The sequence below is a fragment of the Lederbergia citrisecunda genome (genome assembly GCF_018343695.1).
Lineage (GTDB): Bacteria > Bacillota > Bacilli > Bacillales > Bacillaceae_C > Lederbergia > Lederbergia citrisecunda.
On sequence record NZ_JAGYPJ010000001.1, the window covers coordinates 2414443 to 2430848 of the forward strand.

20 protein-coding genes, 1 pseudogene and 1 riboswitch are annotated in these 16406 nt (G+C 37.4%); of the genes and pseudogenes, 1 reads left to right on the forward strand and 20 read right to left on the reverse strand.

Translation table 11 applies throughout. The annotated features are described in order from the left end of the window. Positions 1 to 26: 26 nt before the first annotated feature. Positions 27 to 776 (reverse strand): YybI family spore inner coat protein, encoded by a 750-nt coding sequence (locus KHA93_RS12155; protein WP_233711138.1) that lies wholly within the window; start codon positions 774 to 776, stop codon positions 27 to 29. Between the two features lie 172 nt (positions 777 to 948). Next, positions 949 to 1049, forward strand: a riboswitch (cyclic di-GMP riboswitch). Positions 1050 to 1141: 92 nt separating this feature from the next. On the opposite strand from KHA93_RS12155, the gene KHA93_RS12160 reads away from it, so the two are divergent. Continuing rightward, the gene (locus KHA93_RS12160; RefSeq protein WP_213110974.1) at positions 1142 to 1603 is read left to right on the forward strand and encodes a chemotaxis protein CheX; all 462 of its coding nucleotides are present in this window, start codon (positions 1142 to 1144) and stop codon (positions 1601 to 1603) included. 220 nt (positions 1604 to 1823) lie between these two features. Here KHA93_RS12160 and KHA93_RS12165 read toward each other — a convergent pair whose 3' ends face one another. The 19 genes and pseudogenes from KHA93_RS12165 to KHA93_RS12255 all read right to left on the reverse strand — a co-directional run bounded on the left by KHA93_RS12165 (position 1824) and on the right by KHA93_RS12255 (position 16405). Then, a complete protein-coding gene (locus KHA93_RS12165) occupies positions 1824 to 2282 on the reverse strand; it encodes a DUF2269 family protein (RefSeq protein ID WP_213110975.1) in 459 nt (152 codons plus the stop codon). Positions 2283 to 2319: 37 nt separating this feature from the next. Further along, the gene (locus KHA93_RS12170) at positions 2320 to 2709 is read right to left on the reverse strand and encodes a globin domain-containing protein (RefSeq protein WP_213112896.1); all 390 of its coding nucleotides are present in this window, start codon (positions 2707 to 2709) and stop codon (positions 2320 to 2322) included. Between the two features lie 114 nt (positions 2710 to 2823). Continuing rightward, on the reverse strand, positions 2824 to 2988 hold the full coding sequence (locus KHA93_RS12175; RefSeq protein ID WP_213110976.1) for a glycine zipper domain-containing protein: 165 nt from the start codon (positions 2986 to 2988) through the stop codon (positions 2824 to 2826). Positions 2989 to 3478: 490 nt separating this feature from the next. Continuing rightward, complete coding sequence (locus tag KHA93_RS12180; RefSeq protein ID WP_213110977.1) at positions 3479 to 4030, reverse strand: D-lyxose/D-mannose family sugar isomerase; 552 nt, start codon at positions 4028 to 4030, stop codon at positions 3479 to 3481. Between the two features lie 1033 nt (positions 4031 to 5063). Further along, positions 5064 to 5198: a flagellin gene (locus tag KHA93_RS12185; RefSeq protein ID WP_432806315.1), complete on the reverse strand. Its 135-nt coding sequence runs from the start codon at positions 5196 to 5198 to the stop codon at positions 5064 to 5066. 322 nt (positions 5199 to 5520) lie between these two features. Next, positions 5521 to 6255, reverse strand: coding sequence for a flagellin N-terminal helical domain-containing protein (locus tag KHA93_RS12190; RefSeq protein WP_213110978.1), 735 nt, complete (start codon positions 6253 to 6255; stop codon positions 5521 to 5523). Between the two features lie 153 nt (positions 6256 to 6408). Then, positions 6409 to 6522: pseudogene (locus KHA93_RS23245) on the reverse strand (flagellin); the annotation flags it as partial. Positions 6523 to 6867: 345 nt separating this feature from the next. Then, the gene (locus KHA93_RS12200; RefSeq protein WP_213110979.1) at positions 6868 to 7587 is read right to left on the reverse strand and encodes a flagellin N-terminal helical domain-containing protein; all 720 of its coding nucleotides are present in this window, start codon (positions 7585 to 7587) and stop codon (positions 6868 to 6870) included. Between the two features lie 193 nt (positions 7588 to 7780). Then, positions 7781 to 8005 (reverse strand): carbon storage regulator CsrA, encoded by a 225-nt coding sequence (gene csrA, locus KHA93_RS12205; protein WP_213110980.1) that lies wholly within the window; start codon positions 8003 to 8005, stop codon positions 7781 to 7783. Between the two features lie 4 nt (positions 8006 to 8009). Further along, on the reverse strand, positions 8010 to 8447 hold the full coding sequence (gene fliW / locus KHA93_RS12210) for a flagellar assembly protein FliW (RefSeq protein ID WP_213110981.1): 438 nt from the start codon (positions 8445 to 8447) through the stop codon (positions 8010 to 8012). An 18-nt stretch (positions 8448 to 8465) separates the two neighbouring features. Next, positions 8466 to 8999: a DUF6470 family protein gene (locus tag KHA93_RS12215; protein WP_233711139.1), complete on the reverse strand. Its 534-nt coding sequence runs from the start codon at positions 8997 to 8999 to the stop codon at positions 8466 to 8468. A 281-nt stretch (positions 9000 to 9280) separates the two neighbouring features. Beyond that, positions 9281 to 10165, reverse strand: coding sequence for a flagellar hook-associated protein FlgL (flgL, locus tag KHA93_RS12220; protein WP_213112897.1), 885 nt, complete (start codon positions 10163 to 10165; stop codon positions 9281 to 9283). Between the two features lie 11 nt (positions 10166 to 10176). Further along, the gene (flgK, locus tag KHA93_RS12225; protein ID WP_213110983.1) at positions 10177 to 11652 is read right to left on the reverse strand and encodes a flagellar hook-associated protein FlgK; all 1476 of its coding nucleotides are present in this window, start codon (positions 11650 to 11652) and stop codon (positions 10177 to 10179) included. 22 nt (positions 11653 to 11674) lie between these two features. Then, complete coding sequence (locus KHA93_RS12230) at positions 11675 to 12160, reverse strand: flagellar protein FlgN (protein WP_213110984.1); 486 nt, start codon at positions 12158 to 12160, stop codon at positions 11675 to 11677. Between the two features lie 18 nt (positions 12161 to 12178). Further along, positions 12179 to 12616 carry a YaaR family protein gene (locus KHA93_RS12235; protein ID WP_213110985.1) on the reverse strand — a complete coding sequence of 146 codons (438 nt, stop codon included), beginning with the start codon at positions 12614 to 12616 and terminating at the stop codon, positions 12179 to 12181. A gap of 174 nt (positions 12617 to 12790) precedes the next feature. Next, positions 12791 to 13606 carry a flagellin N-terminal helical domain-containing protein gene (locus KHA93_RS12240; protein WP_213110986.1) on the reverse strand — a complete coding sequence of 272 codons (816 nt, stop codon included), beginning with the start codon at positions 13604 to 13606 and terminating at the stop codon, positions 12791 to 12793. A gap of 21 nt (positions 13607 to 13627) precedes the next feature. Then, complete coding sequence (fliS, locus tag KHA93_RS12245) at positions 13628 to 14056, reverse strand: flagellar export chaperone FliS (RefSeq protein ID WP_213110987.1); 429 nt, start codon at positions 14054 to 14056, stop codon at positions 13628 to 13630. A gap of 46 nt (positions 14057 to 14102) precedes the next feature. After that, positions 14103 to 14399, reverse strand: coding sequence for an EscU/YscU/HrcU family type III secretion system export apparatus switch protein (locus tag KHA93_RS12250; RefSeq protein WP_213110988.1), 297 nt, complete (start codon positions 14397 to 14399; stop codon positions 14103 to 14105). Then, positions 14396 to 16405: a hypothetical protein gene (locus KHA93_RS12255; RefSeq protein WP_213110989.1), complete on the reverse strand. Its 2010-nt coding sequence runs from the start codon at positions 16403 to 16405 to the stop codon at positions 14396 to 14398. Before KHA93_RS12255 ends, KHA93_RS12250 begins: the two co-directional genes overlap by 4 nt. Position 16406: the final 1 nt, after the last annotated feature.

A 16406-nucleotide genomic window follows, 5' to 3' on the forward strand; every position in this document is an offset into this window, starting at 1 on the left:
CCCGGTGAGATTTGTTTCTCACCGGGTTATCTTGGAGTTTTCCACTGCACATCAACCGTAATCCACTGACCATTTTTATAGTAGAAAAGAACTTCCACAGTTCCAATTCCATCAGCATGGTATGCTCCGCTCACTTGCCGATAGCTTTTTATACCATACTCTTCCTTCCCTTTGATTTTCACGATTTTAAAAAATGCAATTGGATCAATTATCAATTCAGCAGGTTCGTTTAACATTCCATTATTTTGATAAAGACCTAACCTGATGTAATCAGCCTTACGATCCGAAAGATCTAATTGAATTGGATTTTGAATTCCTGGAATCGTCATAACCGCCTTGAAGTTGTTTTGGAAAGAACTTTCAATTGGGAGTGGTTCTGGTAAGGGAATTTCGCTTAGGGTTCCACCTTTTACAGTATGTAAAGTAAAATTATAAAGTCCTCCACTCCCTCCTTTTGCACTTGAATAAAGAATATCGTCAACACCATCATGGTTCAAATCCGCAAATTCAAGCTTCGGCTCAAATCCACCTTCACAGTTTATTTTGATTTTACGAATCCCTTTCCCCTCAACTTCAGCCCAAACTTCTTGATAGTAATCTTTATTATCTTTAAGGGGAATGCCGTATACTGTAATCTTTTCAGGAATACCATCACCTGTCACATCATGGCGATATTCCAAAATGGTCTTCAGTTTTTTTGCAGCAAAAACTGGAGAGATATAAGAAAAAGTAAGCAATAAGGACATGGCTACAATCATCATAAAATATCTTTTCATTAAATCATCTCCCATTATGGTGTTTTGTTATTTTTCACTTTCTATTCAGATTTATGTATGTTGTGCTAAGTAGTAAATAAATCTTCCTATTGCTAATCTTTGCATAAAATGTAGAATTTTGTTGAAAAATGCTATATACTAAAGTACTGAATACAAAGTCGCATGTTATTCAAAATTGAAAAGGCAAACTATTTGAAAAGGTAGGACGCAAAGCTAAGGGTCTAAGGTGTATAGGAAAAACTTCCTAATCACTATGATCGCCTGGTTGCCAAATTTTGTTATCTTATATTCACGACTAAATATAAGAATCTTTTTGGCTATTCTTTTTTGAGAATAGCTAATTTTTTTAAGGAGAGTGTCTAAAATTGTCATTATCCATCGAACAAAGAAATAAAACGGTTCGTGATTTGTTAAATGGAACATTCACTTCATTTAAAAATGTCGTTCCGATCCAGCATGATATTAAAAAACCACAACTATTAGAAAAATCTTTGCAACTTCAGTACGGGGTCCTGATTGGAATTACTGGAGATATTAAAGGAAAATTAATATTATCTTCGGAACCTAATGTTTTTAGTTCAATTAGTGCAGTCATGTTTGGGATGTCATTAGAAGGAGATATGCTGGCATCTTTCAGTGGGGAACTTGGAAATATGATTGCGGGCTGCTTATCGACGATTATTGTGGAAAATGGAATTAAAACTGATATCACCTCACCAACCATTATGGAAGGAAATACTACATTATCTGGTTATGAAAAGGCTATTCAATTGACGATTCTTCTGGATGAGATTGGTGAAATGGATATTTATTTGTTGCTAGACTGAGGATAAGCTGTCATTCGTGACAGCTTTTTTGATTTCGTCTGAAAATTGTTTACTCAGTTTCTTGGTTTTGCGAGTCAATGATATAAATTGTTAGAAGAATCCTATTAGACATTTAGAGAACCGTTAATCGAATTCTAATAGTCGTTAGGCAGTTAGTATTAGCCCTTTCAGTTCTTTCGTTTAGTTCACGACTTAGCAGTTCATTATGAGCATCCATACTCTAAAACGGCTTTAAAATCATTAACGCGATGATAACTAAAAATATTAAGCTTGCTATATGTTCATAGAATACAAGCTTCTTTCCTTCACGAGCGTATTCTTCAGGGATTTCGTCACCATCGTGTGCTTCTTCAATTTTTGCTTTAAGTGGTTTAGATATAGGTGATAAAACGATTGGCCCCATCGCAAGAGCGAGTAAAAAGAGAAATAGACTTACAATATACCAACCTTGGCGAAATAAGCTTGTGTTAACCGCTCCCATTAACAAACCTGAAACGAGTAATAAGGTCCCACCAATCATGACAAAAATATGTATACGATTTTTGATTTTGTACGCTAGCCTTAGCTCATTAATTGTTTTCGCTGATTTTCCAATTTGACTCAACACAAAGCCTGGACCCATACCTAAGATTGCAGAAAATATATGGACAATAACTAATATTTTATAAAATGTTACCACTGATATTCCCTCGCTTCATTAGGAAGAGGATGACTTTTCAATCATCCTCTTCAGAATTCACCATGATTCCAGCCACTTGCGTGAGCCTGCTAAAAAACATTTCACCTGCTGGATGATCACTTAAGCCAACCTCGTCAAAGGCTTCCTTCATACAACGAAGCCAGCTGTTTGCGCGGCTTGGAGTTATTTTAAAAGGAAGATGTCGATACCTCATCGCAGGCGGACCGTATTCCATACTATACAGCGCGGGACCACCAAGAAACTGAGTCAAAAACTTCCTTTGTTTTTCCATAATAATATTTATATCCCCTTCAAAAAGGGGGCTAATATTCGGATCAGCATATACCCGAGGATAAAAGGCATTGACTAATTCCTCTATTTTATCTCCACCAATTTCCTCATAGAGCGATTGTAAACGAGGTTCCATCACTTTCATACCTCCCGATGTGTCTTTCTTTCATTATATAATATAAATCAAAAATCATGATGTGATATACATCACAGTGGGGGAAATGAAGTAAGTTTCTAGCAAATTTTCATGTTATTTCTTTTTACTATTGGCGCTTCCTATCCCTGCACCCAGTGCTATTCCAATAGCAATTCCGAGAACAACATTATCCAAGGCTAAGCCTAATGCTACACCTATTGCAATACCGCTTGCTAAACCAGTTCCTAAATAGTTGCCAGTTTTATTATTTCTCGACATGAACTCACGCTCCAGATATTCTATTTATCTGTTTACGATTGAAGGAACTAAAAGATTCGAAGAACTATTGTTGAAGAAATTCAAAGTATTTTATTATGATTAAGATAATGAACAATTATTAAATTACTAATATTATTAATCGAGATTATTATTCATATTTGCGATATAAGTGCTATTAATTATTCTCCTAATATACAAATTTAAAAGAATGTTAATTTAAATAATCAACGATTTAAGTATTATTCGAAATTCAGTAATGGAAATAGTCTCTTATTAATTTACTAAAAAAAGTATAAAACAGATATAAAAACTTTGAGAATTCAAATTATCTTTTTGGAGAAATATGCCCATGTAGAGACCAAAGAAGAAATTGAGAAGCGGATATTCAATAGTATTTTACCTCTCCAAACAAAACCGTCCTACTCATTTATCGAGGACGGCTTAAAAAAATACAAATATATGAAATTTTTTTTCAGCAACATATACAATTTCACAAAATTTTTTCTGGTATCCTCTTAATCCTAGGATCTGTAAAAATATCGTCTTCGTCAGTGCTACGAGTGGAAAATTCAGATACAACCGCTCCATCACTTCCTGCTTTAAACCAATGAATAGTATTAGGATATATTGTATATTGTTCGCCTGGCTTTAAAATAATCTCATTAAATACAGTGTAATATTGTCCATCACCTTCTGGAGGTTGTGCAGATAAATTTTCTGCAGGTTTTCCTTCAACATAGAGAAAGACTTTTCCATATCTGCACCTGAAAGTTTCTTCTTTTCCATCATCAAATTCTCTTGTTGGATGTTTATGTTCTGGACAAGTTTGATCTGGAAGTAATGCTAGTTCCTTTGCACAGACTAAATCTGTATTTACGTATGTAACTACTTGCAATCCCGTGTTTTCTATTTTACCTAATCCAAAATCTGCGACCTCTACATTGTCTTTTTCTTCTTCTGTTAAAATAATATTTGCCTTATCAAATAATTCAAGCGCCTTGGTTCGTAATTTTTCATACTCGTCCCGATTCACTAGCCCCATCCTCCTTTATTATTTCCATCAATCATATATTTCTATCAGACATCTCAATTACGCTTTAATTAAAAAATCTCTACGATGTATTTAACTTCTTTTTTATATGCTACTTTTCCCATAAAAGTTATGTAATGTAATTATAATTTCACTTCGTTTTTACGTTACATAGGCTATAGCAAACAACCTTAGAGAAACATTGGTACAGGTACAATCATTTATTTTTATTTCCAGCCAAAATTATAGATAGTTTTTTGTAGTTATAGAAAAACTCGGTATGAGTAACCATGTTTTTTCTATTTCAATATTTCTATACTGCTACAGACTCTTCAATTGCTAAGGTTTGCCTATACTCTTCTGCGAGCATTGTCGTTACAAATTCTGCAGTAGGATCAATATCTTCAACCATATCTTTCAAACTAGAGATTTCTGTTTTAAAGAATTCTTTACGGTAGTTGACTTTGTTTACTCTATTGTTGTTAACTCTTTATGCAATTTCTGCTCCCCCCTGACCGCATCGTCACTAAATAAATAATAAATACATAGCCGGCTTTTCCTAGAGTAAGGCTCGCAATTTCTTCTTTCTTTTCTTCAATACTAGCCATTTGAAGTTCTAACTCTTTCAGGCGTTCTTTTAGTTGAGAGATTTTCTCGCTTTCAGTATCGTTCGAAGTATCATATATAAACTACAATTTACAGATAACTTAATGCTCATTTTTATATCATTTAGAGGGCTCAAAAAAAATGGTTTTTAATTCAAGATATCGTAAATAGCAATTCTACTGGGACATGTATATTTATTACCTTTGAACTTCAAAAAAGATTCATTATTATACTTTAAGTAATCGAAAGTATCTTCTAAATTTTAAACGTCATAGTCCATCGATTTAAATGTATTTCCTGCTATATACTTATCGTAAGTATTCCCGTAAATATTGCATAATCCCACTTTAAATTTACCTCTTCTAATAAAATTTCGAAAAGAAAGAATCCCATATACAAAAAAGAGACCCTAGCAAAACTAGAGTCCCTTAATCTAAAATTAACGAAGAAGTTGCAATACTCCTTGAGGAGCTTGGTTAGCTTGAGCAAGCATAGCTTGAGCAGCTTGTGCAAGAATTGAGTTTTTAGTTTGTTCCATCATTTCTTTCGCCATCGTGCGAACATTTGCTTTCACAAATGACTAGACTATATCTTCACCCTCTAGCTATCTAGTAGGGGTCGGGCACTTCGGATCCGCAATGCTGATGGACATTGTTTCACCTATGGATTTCATCATCATAGCCAAAGCGTTAGATGGTTTATCCTAGTCGTTGAACCTTCTCCACTCTTTCGAGACAGGAGCTTGGCTGCTGATTGCCTAATCTTTCTTCTTTTCAGCCCTTCGCGTTTGCCGTTTCCGACTGCGCTGTGGGGAAGAAATCTCTAAAGGGTTTCCAGCAATTCACCCGTTCATAATCACTGACCGTTACCAGTCAGGACGACTGTACCTATTCCGCTTATGCGGCTTCAGTATAATCAACGTCACGAATACGTGATTCTGCAGCTGTTAGGTTTTCTGATGCATTGTTTACATTATTGATGGTATGTTCTAATCTATTTTGCAAAGCACCTAATTTTCCACGTTCTGTAGAAACAGTATTAATAGCAGTTTGAACATTCGTTATAGCTGTATTCGCTCCACCTTGACTCGCCAGGGAATCATTAGTTAAATCTCCGCCTAATTGAGCCGCTCCAAAACCAGTAGTTGTTAAATCAATATTAATAGCTTGTCCCGCATCTGCTCCAACGTGGATAACAAATTTGTTAGCAGGATCACCATCAAGTAATGCTTTACCATTAAATTTTGTATCAGTTGAAATTCTAGTAAGTTCCGTAGCTAGATCCTTAAACTCTTGGTCAATTGCTACACGATCTACAGTGTTATCATTTGTATCGTTTGCGGATTGGACAGCTAATTCACGCATACGTTGAAGAATTGCATGAGTTTCATTCAAGGCACCTTCTGCTGTTTGAATTAAGGAAATTCCATCCTGTGCGTTACGAGATGCTTGGTCTAATCCACGAATTTGTGCACGCATTTTTTCAGAAATTGCAAGCCCTGCAGCATCGTCCCCCGCACGGTTAATTCGAAGACCAGAAGATAACTTTTCCATTGATTTAGATTGAGCATTTGTAGCAGCACCTAGTTGACGATGTGTATTAAGCGCCGCAATATTGTGATTGATAATCATTTTTTTCCTCCCTGAATATGCGATCAACTTCCTTGTAGATCGTGTTAATAATATGCATAGTACTTATTTCGCCAAATAAAATATTTTCAAAATTATTTCATAGATTTTAAAAAGACACTAGAGAGCTAACCGTCTTTAAACAAAAGTAATAAATTATCTTAGCAATTGCAATACTCCTTGAGGAGCTTGGTTAGCTTGCGCAAGCATTGCTTGTGCTGCTTGTGAAAGAATAGAATTCTTCGTTTGTTCCATCATTTCTTTCGCCATCGTGCGAACATTTGCTTTCACAAATGACTAGACTATATCTTCACCCTCTAGAAATCTAGTAGGGGTCGGGCACTTCGGATTCACAATGCTGATGGACATTGTTTCACCTATGGATTTCATCATCATAGCCTAAGCGTTAGATGGTTTATCCTAGTCGTTGAACCTTCTCCACTCTTTCGAGACAGGAGCTTGGCTGCTGATTGCCTAATCTTTCTTCTTTTTAGCCCATCGCGTTTGCCGTTTCCAGCTCCGCTGTGGGGAAGAAAGCTCTAAAGGGTTTCCAGCATTTCACCCGATCATAATCACTGACCGTTACCAGTCAGGACGACTGTACCTTTTACCGCTTTATGCGGCTTCAGTATAATCTACGTCACGAATACGTGATTCAGCTGCAGTTAGGTTTTCTGATGCATTGTTTAAATTGTTGATTGTATGTTCTAATCTGTTTTGTAGAGCACCGAATTTAGCACGTTCAGTTGAAACCTTATCAATCGCTGTTTGAACAGCTGTTATAGCAGCATCAGAGTTAGTTTGATCATCTACTTTAATAGTAGTTAGTGATAATCCTGCTGCTGATACATCTTGTCCACTCGCAACAGTAATTGATTGGCTTGCATCAGCACCTACATGTATAACAAAGGAAGCTGAACCATTTAACAATGCCTTACCATTAAACTTAGTATCCGTTTGAATTCTTGTTAATTCAGTTTTCAGGTCTGTAAACTCTTGATCAAGAGCTTTACGATCAACAGTATCATCATTTGTATCATTTGCAGATTGTACAGCTAATTCCCGCATACGTTGTAAAATAGAGTGTGTCTCAGTCATGGCACCTTCAGCTGTTTGAATCAGGGAAATTCCGTCTTGTGCGTTACGTGAAGCTTGGTCAAGCCCACGTACTTGTGCACGCATTTTTTCCGAAATTGCTAAACCAGCTGCGTCATCACCTGCGCGGTTGATACGAAGCCCTGAAGATAGCTTCTCCATTGATTTAGCTTGTGCACCTGAAGCAACACCCAATTGACGATGAGTATTCAACGCCGCAATATTATGATTGATAATCATTTGTTTTTTCCTCCTTGAATGTGCGATTCACGTCCTTGTGAATCGTATTTTTTTTGCGAATGTTTAGAGTCGGCCGCCCTCTGTGATTCGCTTCATTAGTAATATCGTCATGGTTTAAGGAATGTTTAATAGTTTTTAAGGATAAAAAATAAAAAACTGTCAATTCTCTTCGATTGACAGTTTCCTTACGCTTTTATTTTTTCGCATTTGCTATTATTCCAAACAAATCACTTACTCCTGCAGATGCAGCAGTATTCTCACTTTGGATATCCAGCCACACTTCTTTCCGATGAATTTCGACATTCTTCGGTGCGTTGATACCAATTTTGACTTGGTCCCCTTTAATAGAAGCAATGGTGATTTCGATGTCGTCTCCGATTTGAATGGATTCGCCTTTTTTCCTTGTCAGTACGAGCATCTCGTCACCCCTTTGCTAGTTGCCCGAAAAGCGGGTGTTTTGTTTGATAGTTTTCGTTGTTTAAAATAACTTGTTTTGCGGAATTCGTTTTTACATTTACAACAATTGGCGCTTGTAAATTGGCTGTGCTTTTTTCAAATGGATCATGAACAGTCAATATCACGAACGCGCTTACGTCCGCATCACTTTTAATATCTAACTGCTCTATTGTATTTTCATCTAAAGTAAAATCATATTTTTCAAAAAAGCTATATGGATCCGCGATAACAAATGCTAGCCCCGCTGTTTCTACTGATTGCATAATCGATACCGATGACATATCCGGCAATGGCAACAATGTAAACTTCTTTTCATCAGGGAATCCAGGGATGCCTTTTTCAAATGTTAAAATTTCATTATTTTGGATTTCGACTTCGCCGTGGTATTTAGTTTGTATGTACATAAGTTCACGCTCCACTTTCTATTTTACAAAGTCAATCTTTAAACTGTTTTGTTGTCTTAAATAAATATTCACATCTCCCGGCACATACGAAATAATTGGTTTTCTTATTCTGGCATCAATAACTGGTTTTCTTGTCTGGAATTGAATATCTGTTTTACCAGGCTCAAAATGAATTTTAACAGAAAAAGTGGAAGGTACCCAAGTGATATTCGTATCAACGGGTGGGGGATTTGCTTTTCGCTTTGCCTGCTCTACGAGAACATCTCGTCCTGAATGAATATCAAGCATTTCATCACCTTCTCTTGCGACTCGGGCAATTCCTTCTAAAAGCTTCTGCCTACCACGTACCGCATTTTCCCTCACACGTTGAAAAATACTTTTTATATCCATATCTTCCCATGCTAACGATTGATCAATCGTTAGCCTACCTGGGATCGTACGCATCTTCATGTCAGCAAGAGGCTGCTCGATATGAAGATCAGCGTTAGGTTGCTGTATAGATTGTCTCGCTGGTATTGTTTCCATCCCGATTTTCGCAAATTGAGATTCCATTCTAATTTGTGGGATTTGCACGTTCACCAAGCCCCTTCATAATAATTGTAAAGGGATGTCCCAAACAAAGAGAGCATCCCTTTTATCTTATCTTAAGGCTATTTGCTTAAAGTTTGTTTTCTTGTAAAAGCCCAAAAGCCGGCTTTTACACCTATTTATAAAATTTAATGGTTCTTATGAAGTTTCCAACTCTTTTCTCAGTTGAATCATTCATATTGAGAACAGAATCCATTTAGCGCCGTTAAAATTCATAATAATTAGCAACAATATGAGAAAAGATCTTATCTTAAAAAGTCCATTAATGTCGGTTGAATGATTCTGGCACCAACGGACATTGCCGCAGTATGTACTGCTTCTTGTTGTTTAAATTCCATTACGACTTTTTCAAACTCAATATCCTCATTGTCAGACATAATTCTTTTTGCAATGATCTCTTGGTTATCGATTCGCTCTTCCATGAATTCAAGTCGATTTGTCCGAGCTCCTAGTTCTGCTCTGGCGGAAAGCATTTTGTCTGCACTGGCATCTATTTTATCTAAAAATCCGCTAATTGCTTGTGTATCGCCTTGACCAAGTGCTGTTTCAAGGTCGTCTAACATTGAGAAAATACTATTGCCTTGATTTTCTGAACCAAACACATTTTCTCCAAGCATATTAACTGGTACATATATGCCTTTTGCAAGTTCAAACTCAACATTTTTCGAATTAAAAGAAACATTTCCATTTTTATCCACCGGAGGCGTTAATGTATCCGTCCCATTAAAAATATATTTATCTCCAACTTTTGAATTTGCAATTGATTTTATATGAGCTTTTAACTGGGTAATTTCTTCTTTCATAGCCTCTAATTGCCCTTCGTCATATGTTTCATTACTCGCTTGCACAGTCAGTTCACGTATTCTCTCCAATACCTTACTTGCTTCTCCAATTGCAGAGTCTGTCGTTTCTACCCAGTTATGAGCTTCTGTAAAATTGCGCTTAAACTGTTCGACTTCAAGGACATTCATTCGGTAATACATCCCCTTCATCGCAACAACAGGATCATCAGAAGGACGAGATATTTTTTTCTGAGTCTGTGCTTGAGTAAATAGTTTATCAAGACGACTGTAGCTTTGATTAATATTAGTCATTACATTTTTGGCTATCATTCCATTTGTTACGCGCATCATTACACCCCTTATCTACCTACAATTCCCATTCCATTTATGATTTTTTCCAGCATTTCGTCAACGACAGATATCATTCTTGCAGACGCTGCATAAGCATGTTGGAACTGAATTAAGTTAGAGAATTCTTCGTCAAGCGACACTTCACTGATGGATTTACGGTTATTTTCAACTGAATTGAGCAGGACACCCGTATTGTAATAAAGGCGATTCGCTTGCTGTCCTTTTACCGCTATCACACCAATTAATCCTTCGTAAAATGATTGCAAGGTGCCAGATTCAATCTCAAGATCTAATGTTGTATGGCCAATCGTTACTTTTGAATTAGAAATGACGAGATCTTTTACTTTACCTAGATCTAGTGCATTTTGTCCGTTCCCTTTTTCATTTGCAACTGAAGATGCGGCAACCTGAGAAGGAAGTGTAATTGCTACTTTGATTGAACCCGCTGCCCCTTTGTATGAATTTGGATCAGTAAAAGAGAAGAAATCAACACCTTCATCTCCGTTCAAATCAAAGCCTTCTTTATGAACAGCATTGAAAACTTTGGCAAACGAATATGCATATTTATCGAGTTGATCGAGAATTTCTGTATATAATCCAGTGCCATCATCTTCGTTTCCATATGCATACATAAGTGCAGCTAGTTTTCCCTTACCTTCAGATAAGGAAAGATTTTCGATATCTTTTAACTCTGTAGTGCCATTTCCTTGAACAAGATTTATTCGATTGCCTTTGCCGTCGACAATAAATACATTCCTGCCCCCATCAGCGATAGCTAAAGAATTGCCTCCATAATGAATGTCAGTCGTTTCGATAGGTACAAGTTTTGAAAGCTGATCGATCAAGCGATCGCGTTCATCATATAAATCATTAGGTAAATATCCATGAGGCTCAACTTCACTAATTTGCTTGTTAATAGAAGCAATCTGTGTAGCTAGATTATTGATTTCTCTTACTGTTGCATCGAGTTCTTTTTTTGTATCGTTTCGTAATGTTGTTAAGGAACGAGATAAGTATTGGAACGTTTCCACTACAGCAGTACCTCGTTGAATGACTACTCTTCTAGCTCCTTCGTTTTCCGGATTTGTACTCAAGTCCTGTAACGATTGCCAGAATTGAGCCATTGCCTTTGATAATCCATTATCGCTCGGTTCATTCATAACGTCTTCAATTTGCGATATCGATTTAGCTAGCGCCTCATAATAGCCAAATTTATTGTTTTCACTGCGGAACTGTTCATCGACAAATCGATCGCGGATTCGTTCAATCGTTCCGTCTTTAACGCCTGTCCCTAATTGTCCAGGAATTTGCGGACGGTTTAAAGATGCCGCAGGATAAGGTGTCGTTTGTTCAAAATTAACACGTTGTCGGGTATATCCAGGTGTGTTGGCATTAGCGATATTGTGGCCTGTTACGTATATGGCACTTTGTTGTGTATACATGCCACGCTTTGATGTTTCGAGGCCCATAAATGTAGAACGCATACGCTTTTCCTCCTTTATTTCTTTATGCTTTCGAATCAAATACGGATCGACCTGTATTTGCATTTCCACTTGCCTCACCTTGCGATTTTGTATAGTTCGGCAATTCAGGTTCAGGTGAGAGTAAATCAAGATTTAAGTTTATATATTGTAATGAATATTGTAGTAATTGTTGGTTAAGTACATTCGTTTCTTGCAACTCTGATATTACAGCTGTTAATTTTACATGTAATTCAGAAAGGATTTCTCTGTTTGTACCATCTAGTTGCTGAATTATTTGAGATATCGTCGTTGTTTTATCGTCATTTGTTAAAATGGCAGTTGCCTGCTGCCTCTTGTTTTCTTCAATTTGAATAGAAGTGACAAGTTTTTGCTCATCACGAAGCAACTTGTCTAAATTTTTTATTTCATTTATTTTAATGGCTTCCGTTTTTTCCAATGCTGTTGTATGCAATTGTTGATGTAAACTGAGCAACTTTTCCATCGATTCTATGAGTAGCTGGACCGACATGTTAGGAGGTCCTCCTCTTTACGTATAAATATTAATAAGTAGTCCCTGTATTTCGCCGACAAGGCTAAGAATTTCAAGTCCTTTTTCTTCTTTGTCAAGGACAGTATTTGCCAAATCAATCAGCTTTTTGTCAACTTCTTTCACGATTTTGTACACTTTTGTACGGCCCCGCCAATCGAGACCACGCTGTTCCTCCAGCTGTAGGCCGTTTTTGACGGCATCTTCCATAAAAGATTTGACGAGTTGCTTATATTTTTTAAAGTCTTCTATCGTTTGTGATTTAGCAAGTTTCTGACCTTGCGTTTCGATATCTTGGCGAAGTTTGGCCATTCGTTCATACACGATGTTTTCGCGTCCTTTTGCCATTACTTCAGAAAATCTTATCGATTCCGTTGCTTGCTGTTCTTTTTTCTGAACACTGTTGATTCCCGTTTTTTCGACCCTGCGCACTTCCATGAAGATCACTCCAGATACTTGATTCTGGTTTTACAACCGATTATGGATAGTTTACTACCGATTGTGGGTACATAACTACCAAAAATTCTCATTTACTAACGACTTTTAATAGATTAGCTCCGAAAACCCAGCCCCTCTCACTAAAAAGAGAAAGGCTGGTCAATTTCTCAAAAGTTATTGCAATAACTGTAAAATTCCTTGTGGCAATTGATTGGCTTGTGCCAACATTGCTTGTCCTGCTTGATTCAATATATTATTTCGTGTAAAGTTCGTCATTTCAAGAGCCATGTCTAGGTCGCGAATACGGGATTCTGCTGCAGTTAAGTTTTCGTTTGCTGTTTGCAGATTAGTTACCGTGTGTTCAAGTCGATTTTGGTAAGCTCCGAGTTTTGCGCGTTGTTCGGATACTGTACCAATTGCTTTGTCAAGTAAATCTATTGCAGAGCTTGCTTTGGTCGCGTCGGATACATCTAAGCTATTTATTCCTAGACTGCTTGCTTCCATGCTGTCTAGTTTTACTGTTAATGAATCTCCATTGTTCGCACCAATTTGAAATACGAATCCGTTTGTCGTTTTACCATCTAGCAGATTTTTTTCATTAAATTGTGTTTTTTGGGCAATTCTGTCCACTTCATTAACTAACTCATCAATTTCGAGTTGAATTGATTTACGGTCGTCGTCTTCCAACGTCCCATTCGCTGCTTGCACACTCAACTCGCGCATCCTCTGCAAAATTGAGTGCGTCTCATTCAATGCCCCTTCTGCCGTCTGGATCAAAGATACCGCATCTAAAGCATTTCTCTCCGCCATTCCTAACCCACGAATTTGCGAACGCATTTTTTCTGAGATTGCTAGTCCCGCAGCATCATCCGCAGCACGGTTGATGCGAAGTCCAGATGAAAGTTTTTCTAAGCTTTTTGATGTGCTTCCCATTGTTTGTGATAGGTTTCTATATGCATTTAACGCTTGTATATTATGGTTTATTCTCATATTTTTCTTCCCCTTCATCAATTAATCGCGGTTCGTCACCATGACGTTTTTTTCATAGGCGTTCGTTTTCCGATAGAGCTCGCGCTGTCCGTCTGTATTTTCCATATTCATTGCCTCATTCCAAGAACTGGCCAATTGATCCAAAATACTTAAAACTTCTTGCAAAATCGGAATGTCTTTTTTCAAGTTCCCCATAATGACTTGGTTTGCCATATAGTTATAAAGCGTATCAAGTTGGTTAGCAATAATTCCTGCTTCGTAATTCAAGCCAACTCCAAGGCGCTCGATGATATCATTCACTTTTTGAAGCTTTGAATTAGCTTCTGGATACTTATTTGTTTCGATGCACACGATCGCTTCTTTTAAATGATCAATGCACGCTTCATATAGGAATGCAGTAAGTTGTTGTGGTGTTTTTTGGTAGATTAATTCTTTTGTTAGAAAATCCATTTTCCTGCCTCCGTTCATAGTACATATCGGATATTTCAAGCATTTTTTAATAGTTACGATCCATTTCCTCGAGTAAAAGTAAAATTTCAGCAATAACAGAATAAAGTTGAGGCGGAACATTATCCCCTAGATCAATATCAAGCAAGTGACCTACTAAACTAGCATCCTCTTGCATTGCTATCCCGTGTTCCTTCGCAAGTTCCATGATTTTCGTTGCGACTGTACCTGTTCCATGTGCGACTACTTGAGGAGCACTATCATTGGATTCATCATAGCGAATGACCGCTGCAGACGGCCCATTTTTCATACGCCGATTTTTTTGATTAAAATACGTTGGCATCATACTGAAAAATCATACCCTCTTTCCGTAAAACTAGGGGTTTTACTTTGCTCTTTGCGTTCCTCTGTTTTTTCGGTAGGAGTCAGCTTTGAAAATTGAATTTTACCAATTTTATAGCCGATTTCCTCTAATCTTCCTTTTGCCGTTTTTACTAGAGGCTCCATTTTACTTTGAAAATCGAGACGATCATTTTTTATCATAACGGACAAGGTTTTATCAATTGACGTCAGTTGAATACCGACATCTCCCATTCGCTTTGTTTCTAGTAAAAAGTATAAGCTGCAGTTTTCCCAATCAATCTTTTGCTTCGATTGACTAGACTTTAAAAATACTTTTACGTTCTCTAATTGATCACGAAGAATAATCGGAAGTGTGAATAACATCGTTTGCAGTCCAGAGCTGTCTGTCTTACTCATTAACTGTTGTCCTGTAAGATTATTCAAAGCCTGCTCCGCTCTTTGACTTGCTGCATTATTTCCTTCAGCTTGAATCAATCTTAGTAAACTATTTTTCAAAGAGGCATCGGCATCCGTTCGGGATCCATCACCAGAAACGAGACGGTGCGCGATATCCGAGTCATATGTTAGGCCCAATCTCCTAATATATTCAAATGCGTGTCTGGCACTAGGTTCCTGCCTTAACGTTTGATAAGGTTCATTAAACGAGCGTACGATATCTTTTTCGCTTGGCAACCGCTCCAGATTTAACAACTCTTTTGAAATGAAATGTTTAACACGCTGGTCAGACGGTTGGAATATTAATTTATCGACTGTATTTCGTACTTGGTTAACGATTTCACTCGCTTTTGAAAATTCACCTTTTCCAAGAAGTTTTCGCGCTTCATGAAGCTGAGAGCTTGCTTGCATTAGCTTTTTTTCCGTTCCCATATCTGTGTATAACATGAAGTCGCTTTTTAAAATGGCATTGTCGAGCTGTTTAATCACTGCCTCAAGAGGCTGCCTTGCTTGTATAGGCGCTTGTCTTATAAGATTTTCCGCCACTCGCAACGTATTCGTAATATCACGCTTTATTGCTGTAAAATCCAGCGCCGCTTGTGATAATTTTTTTGTTATGGTAGTGACGATCACATCCCGAGATTGTACAGGGATAGTCGATAAAATTTCATTGCTCATTCGATAGGAAAATTCTGCTTCTTGTTCGGCCGAATCGTTTTCAACAAGATTTGTTAATGCTGTTGCCAGTTCTTGCCTTGCAGCTAGTTCCCTGCCTGAAGCGTGTAACTGCTCTGCTCTTTCGATTGCGTTATGCAATGAATCAGGTAGTTCCTGATTGCCTTTCATAAATTGCATGACCATTGATAAGTTGGAAGTCGTTCTTACTTGTTTCAATGCTTCCCGAATGGCATCCTGGAATGCATTAGTAACGCTCCCTACCTGATTCAATCCTGTTTGATGGATTTCTTGTTGGACTTCCCCTCTACTAATTGAAGGATTTTGCACCTTAAAATCCGGATCCAAATCCTTCACTAATTTATTCAACACTTCTCCAAGTGACCGACCGTGCAATGCTTCATGCACCGCTCTTAGTTGCTGAAGGGTGAAATCAAGGTTTTTCCTAGCCATATTAATTATCGTTTCAAGTCTTTGTTCAGGTGTGCCTGGTCCTTTTTCTATGTATGCCCTAATATTGTTCAGCGTTTCTCTGCTAATCGGAATATGGTATTGGTTCAGTATTTGTATCGCTTGCCTTATATTTTCAGGAAGCGGCAATCCTGTGCCCTTTTCAATCGTAGTGGCAGTTTGCGTGGCAACCGCTTTTACTAAAGGGAGTTCTTGTCCCATATCCGTTACTTGCAACGTAATTTTTCCTGCATCAGGTATATTACCATCAAACTTCACATGTAAGTCCTGACCCTTAACTTGAACAATTGCTTCGCTATTCGGAAGCTTCTCTTTTACTGTCGCGGTGTAAGTCCCACCTTCTTTGATCGTTACAGGAAAATCAGTTTGTGGAAAAACAGCTGTTTTCGTTTCATTCTGAATTTGCATA

Bases quoted from the DNA above. Each gene is read 5' to 3' on its own strand.
- KHA93_RS12155 (WP_233711138.1), bottom strand. From the start codon at position 776: ATGAAAAGATATTTTATGATGATTGTAGCCATGTCCTTATTGCTTACT.
- KHA93_RS12170 (WP_213112896.1), bottom strand. From the start codon at position 2,709: ATGGAACCTCGTTTACAATCGCTCTATGAGGAAATTGGTGGAGATAAA.
- KHA93_RS12175 (WP_213110976.1), bottom strand. From the start codon at position 2,988: ATGTCGAGAAATAATAAAACTGGCAACTATTTAGGAACTGGTTTAGCA.
- KHA93_RS12180 (WP_213110977.1), bottom strand. From the start codon at position 4,030: ATGGGGCTAGTGAATCGGGACGAGTATGAAAAATTACGAACCAAGGCG.
- KHA93_RS12190 (WP_213110978.1), bottom strand. From the start codon at position 6,255: ATGATTATCAATCACAATATTGCGGCGCTTAATACACATCGTCAACTA.
- KHA93_RS12200 (WP_213110979.1), bottom strand. From the start codon at position 7,587: ATGATTATCAATCATAATATTGCGGCGTTGAATACTCATCGTCAATTG.
- csrA (WP_213110980.1), bottom strand. From the start codon at position 8,005: ATGCTCGTACTGACAAGGAAAAAAGGCGAATCCATTCAAATCGGAGAC.
- fliW (WP_213110981.1), bottom strand. From the start codon at position 8,447: ATGTACATACAAACTAAATACCACGGCGAAGTCGAAATCCAAAATAAT.
- KHA93_RS12215 (WP_233711139.1), bottom strand. From the start codon at position 8,999: ATGGAATCTCAATTTGCGAAAATCGGGATGGAAACAATACCAGCGAGA.
- flgL (WP_213112897.1), bottom strand. From the start codon at position 10,165: ATGCGCGTAACAAATGGAATGATAGCCAAAAATGTAATGACTAATATT.
- flgK (WP_213110983.1), bottom strand. From the start codon at position 11,652: ATGCGTTCTACATTTATGGGCCTCGAAACATCAAAGCGTGGCATGTAT.
- KHA93_RS12230 (WP_213110984.1), bottom strand. From the start codon at position 12,160: ATGTCGGTCCAGCTACTCATAGAATCGATGGAAAAGTTGCTCAGTTTA.
- KHA93_RS12235 (WP_213110985.1), bottom strand. From the start codon at position 12,616: ATGGAAGTGCGCAGGGTCGAAAAAACGGGAATCAACAGTGTTCAGAAA.
- KHA93_RS12240 (WP_213110986.1), bottom strand. From the start codon at position 13,606: ATGAGAATAAACCATAATATACAAGCGTTAAATGCATATAGAAACCTA.
- fliS (WP_213110987.1), bottom strand. From the start codon at position 14,056: ATGGATTTTCTAACAAAAGAATTAATCTACCAAAAAACACCACAACAA.
- KHA93_RS12250 (WP_213110988.1), bottom strand. From the start codon at position 14,399: ATGATGCCAACGTATTTTAATCAAAAAAATCGGCGTATGAAAAATGGG.
- KHA93_RS12255 (WP_213110989.1), bottom strand. From the start codon at position 16,405: ATGCAAATTCAGAATGAAACGAAAACAGCTGTTTTTCCACAAACTGAT.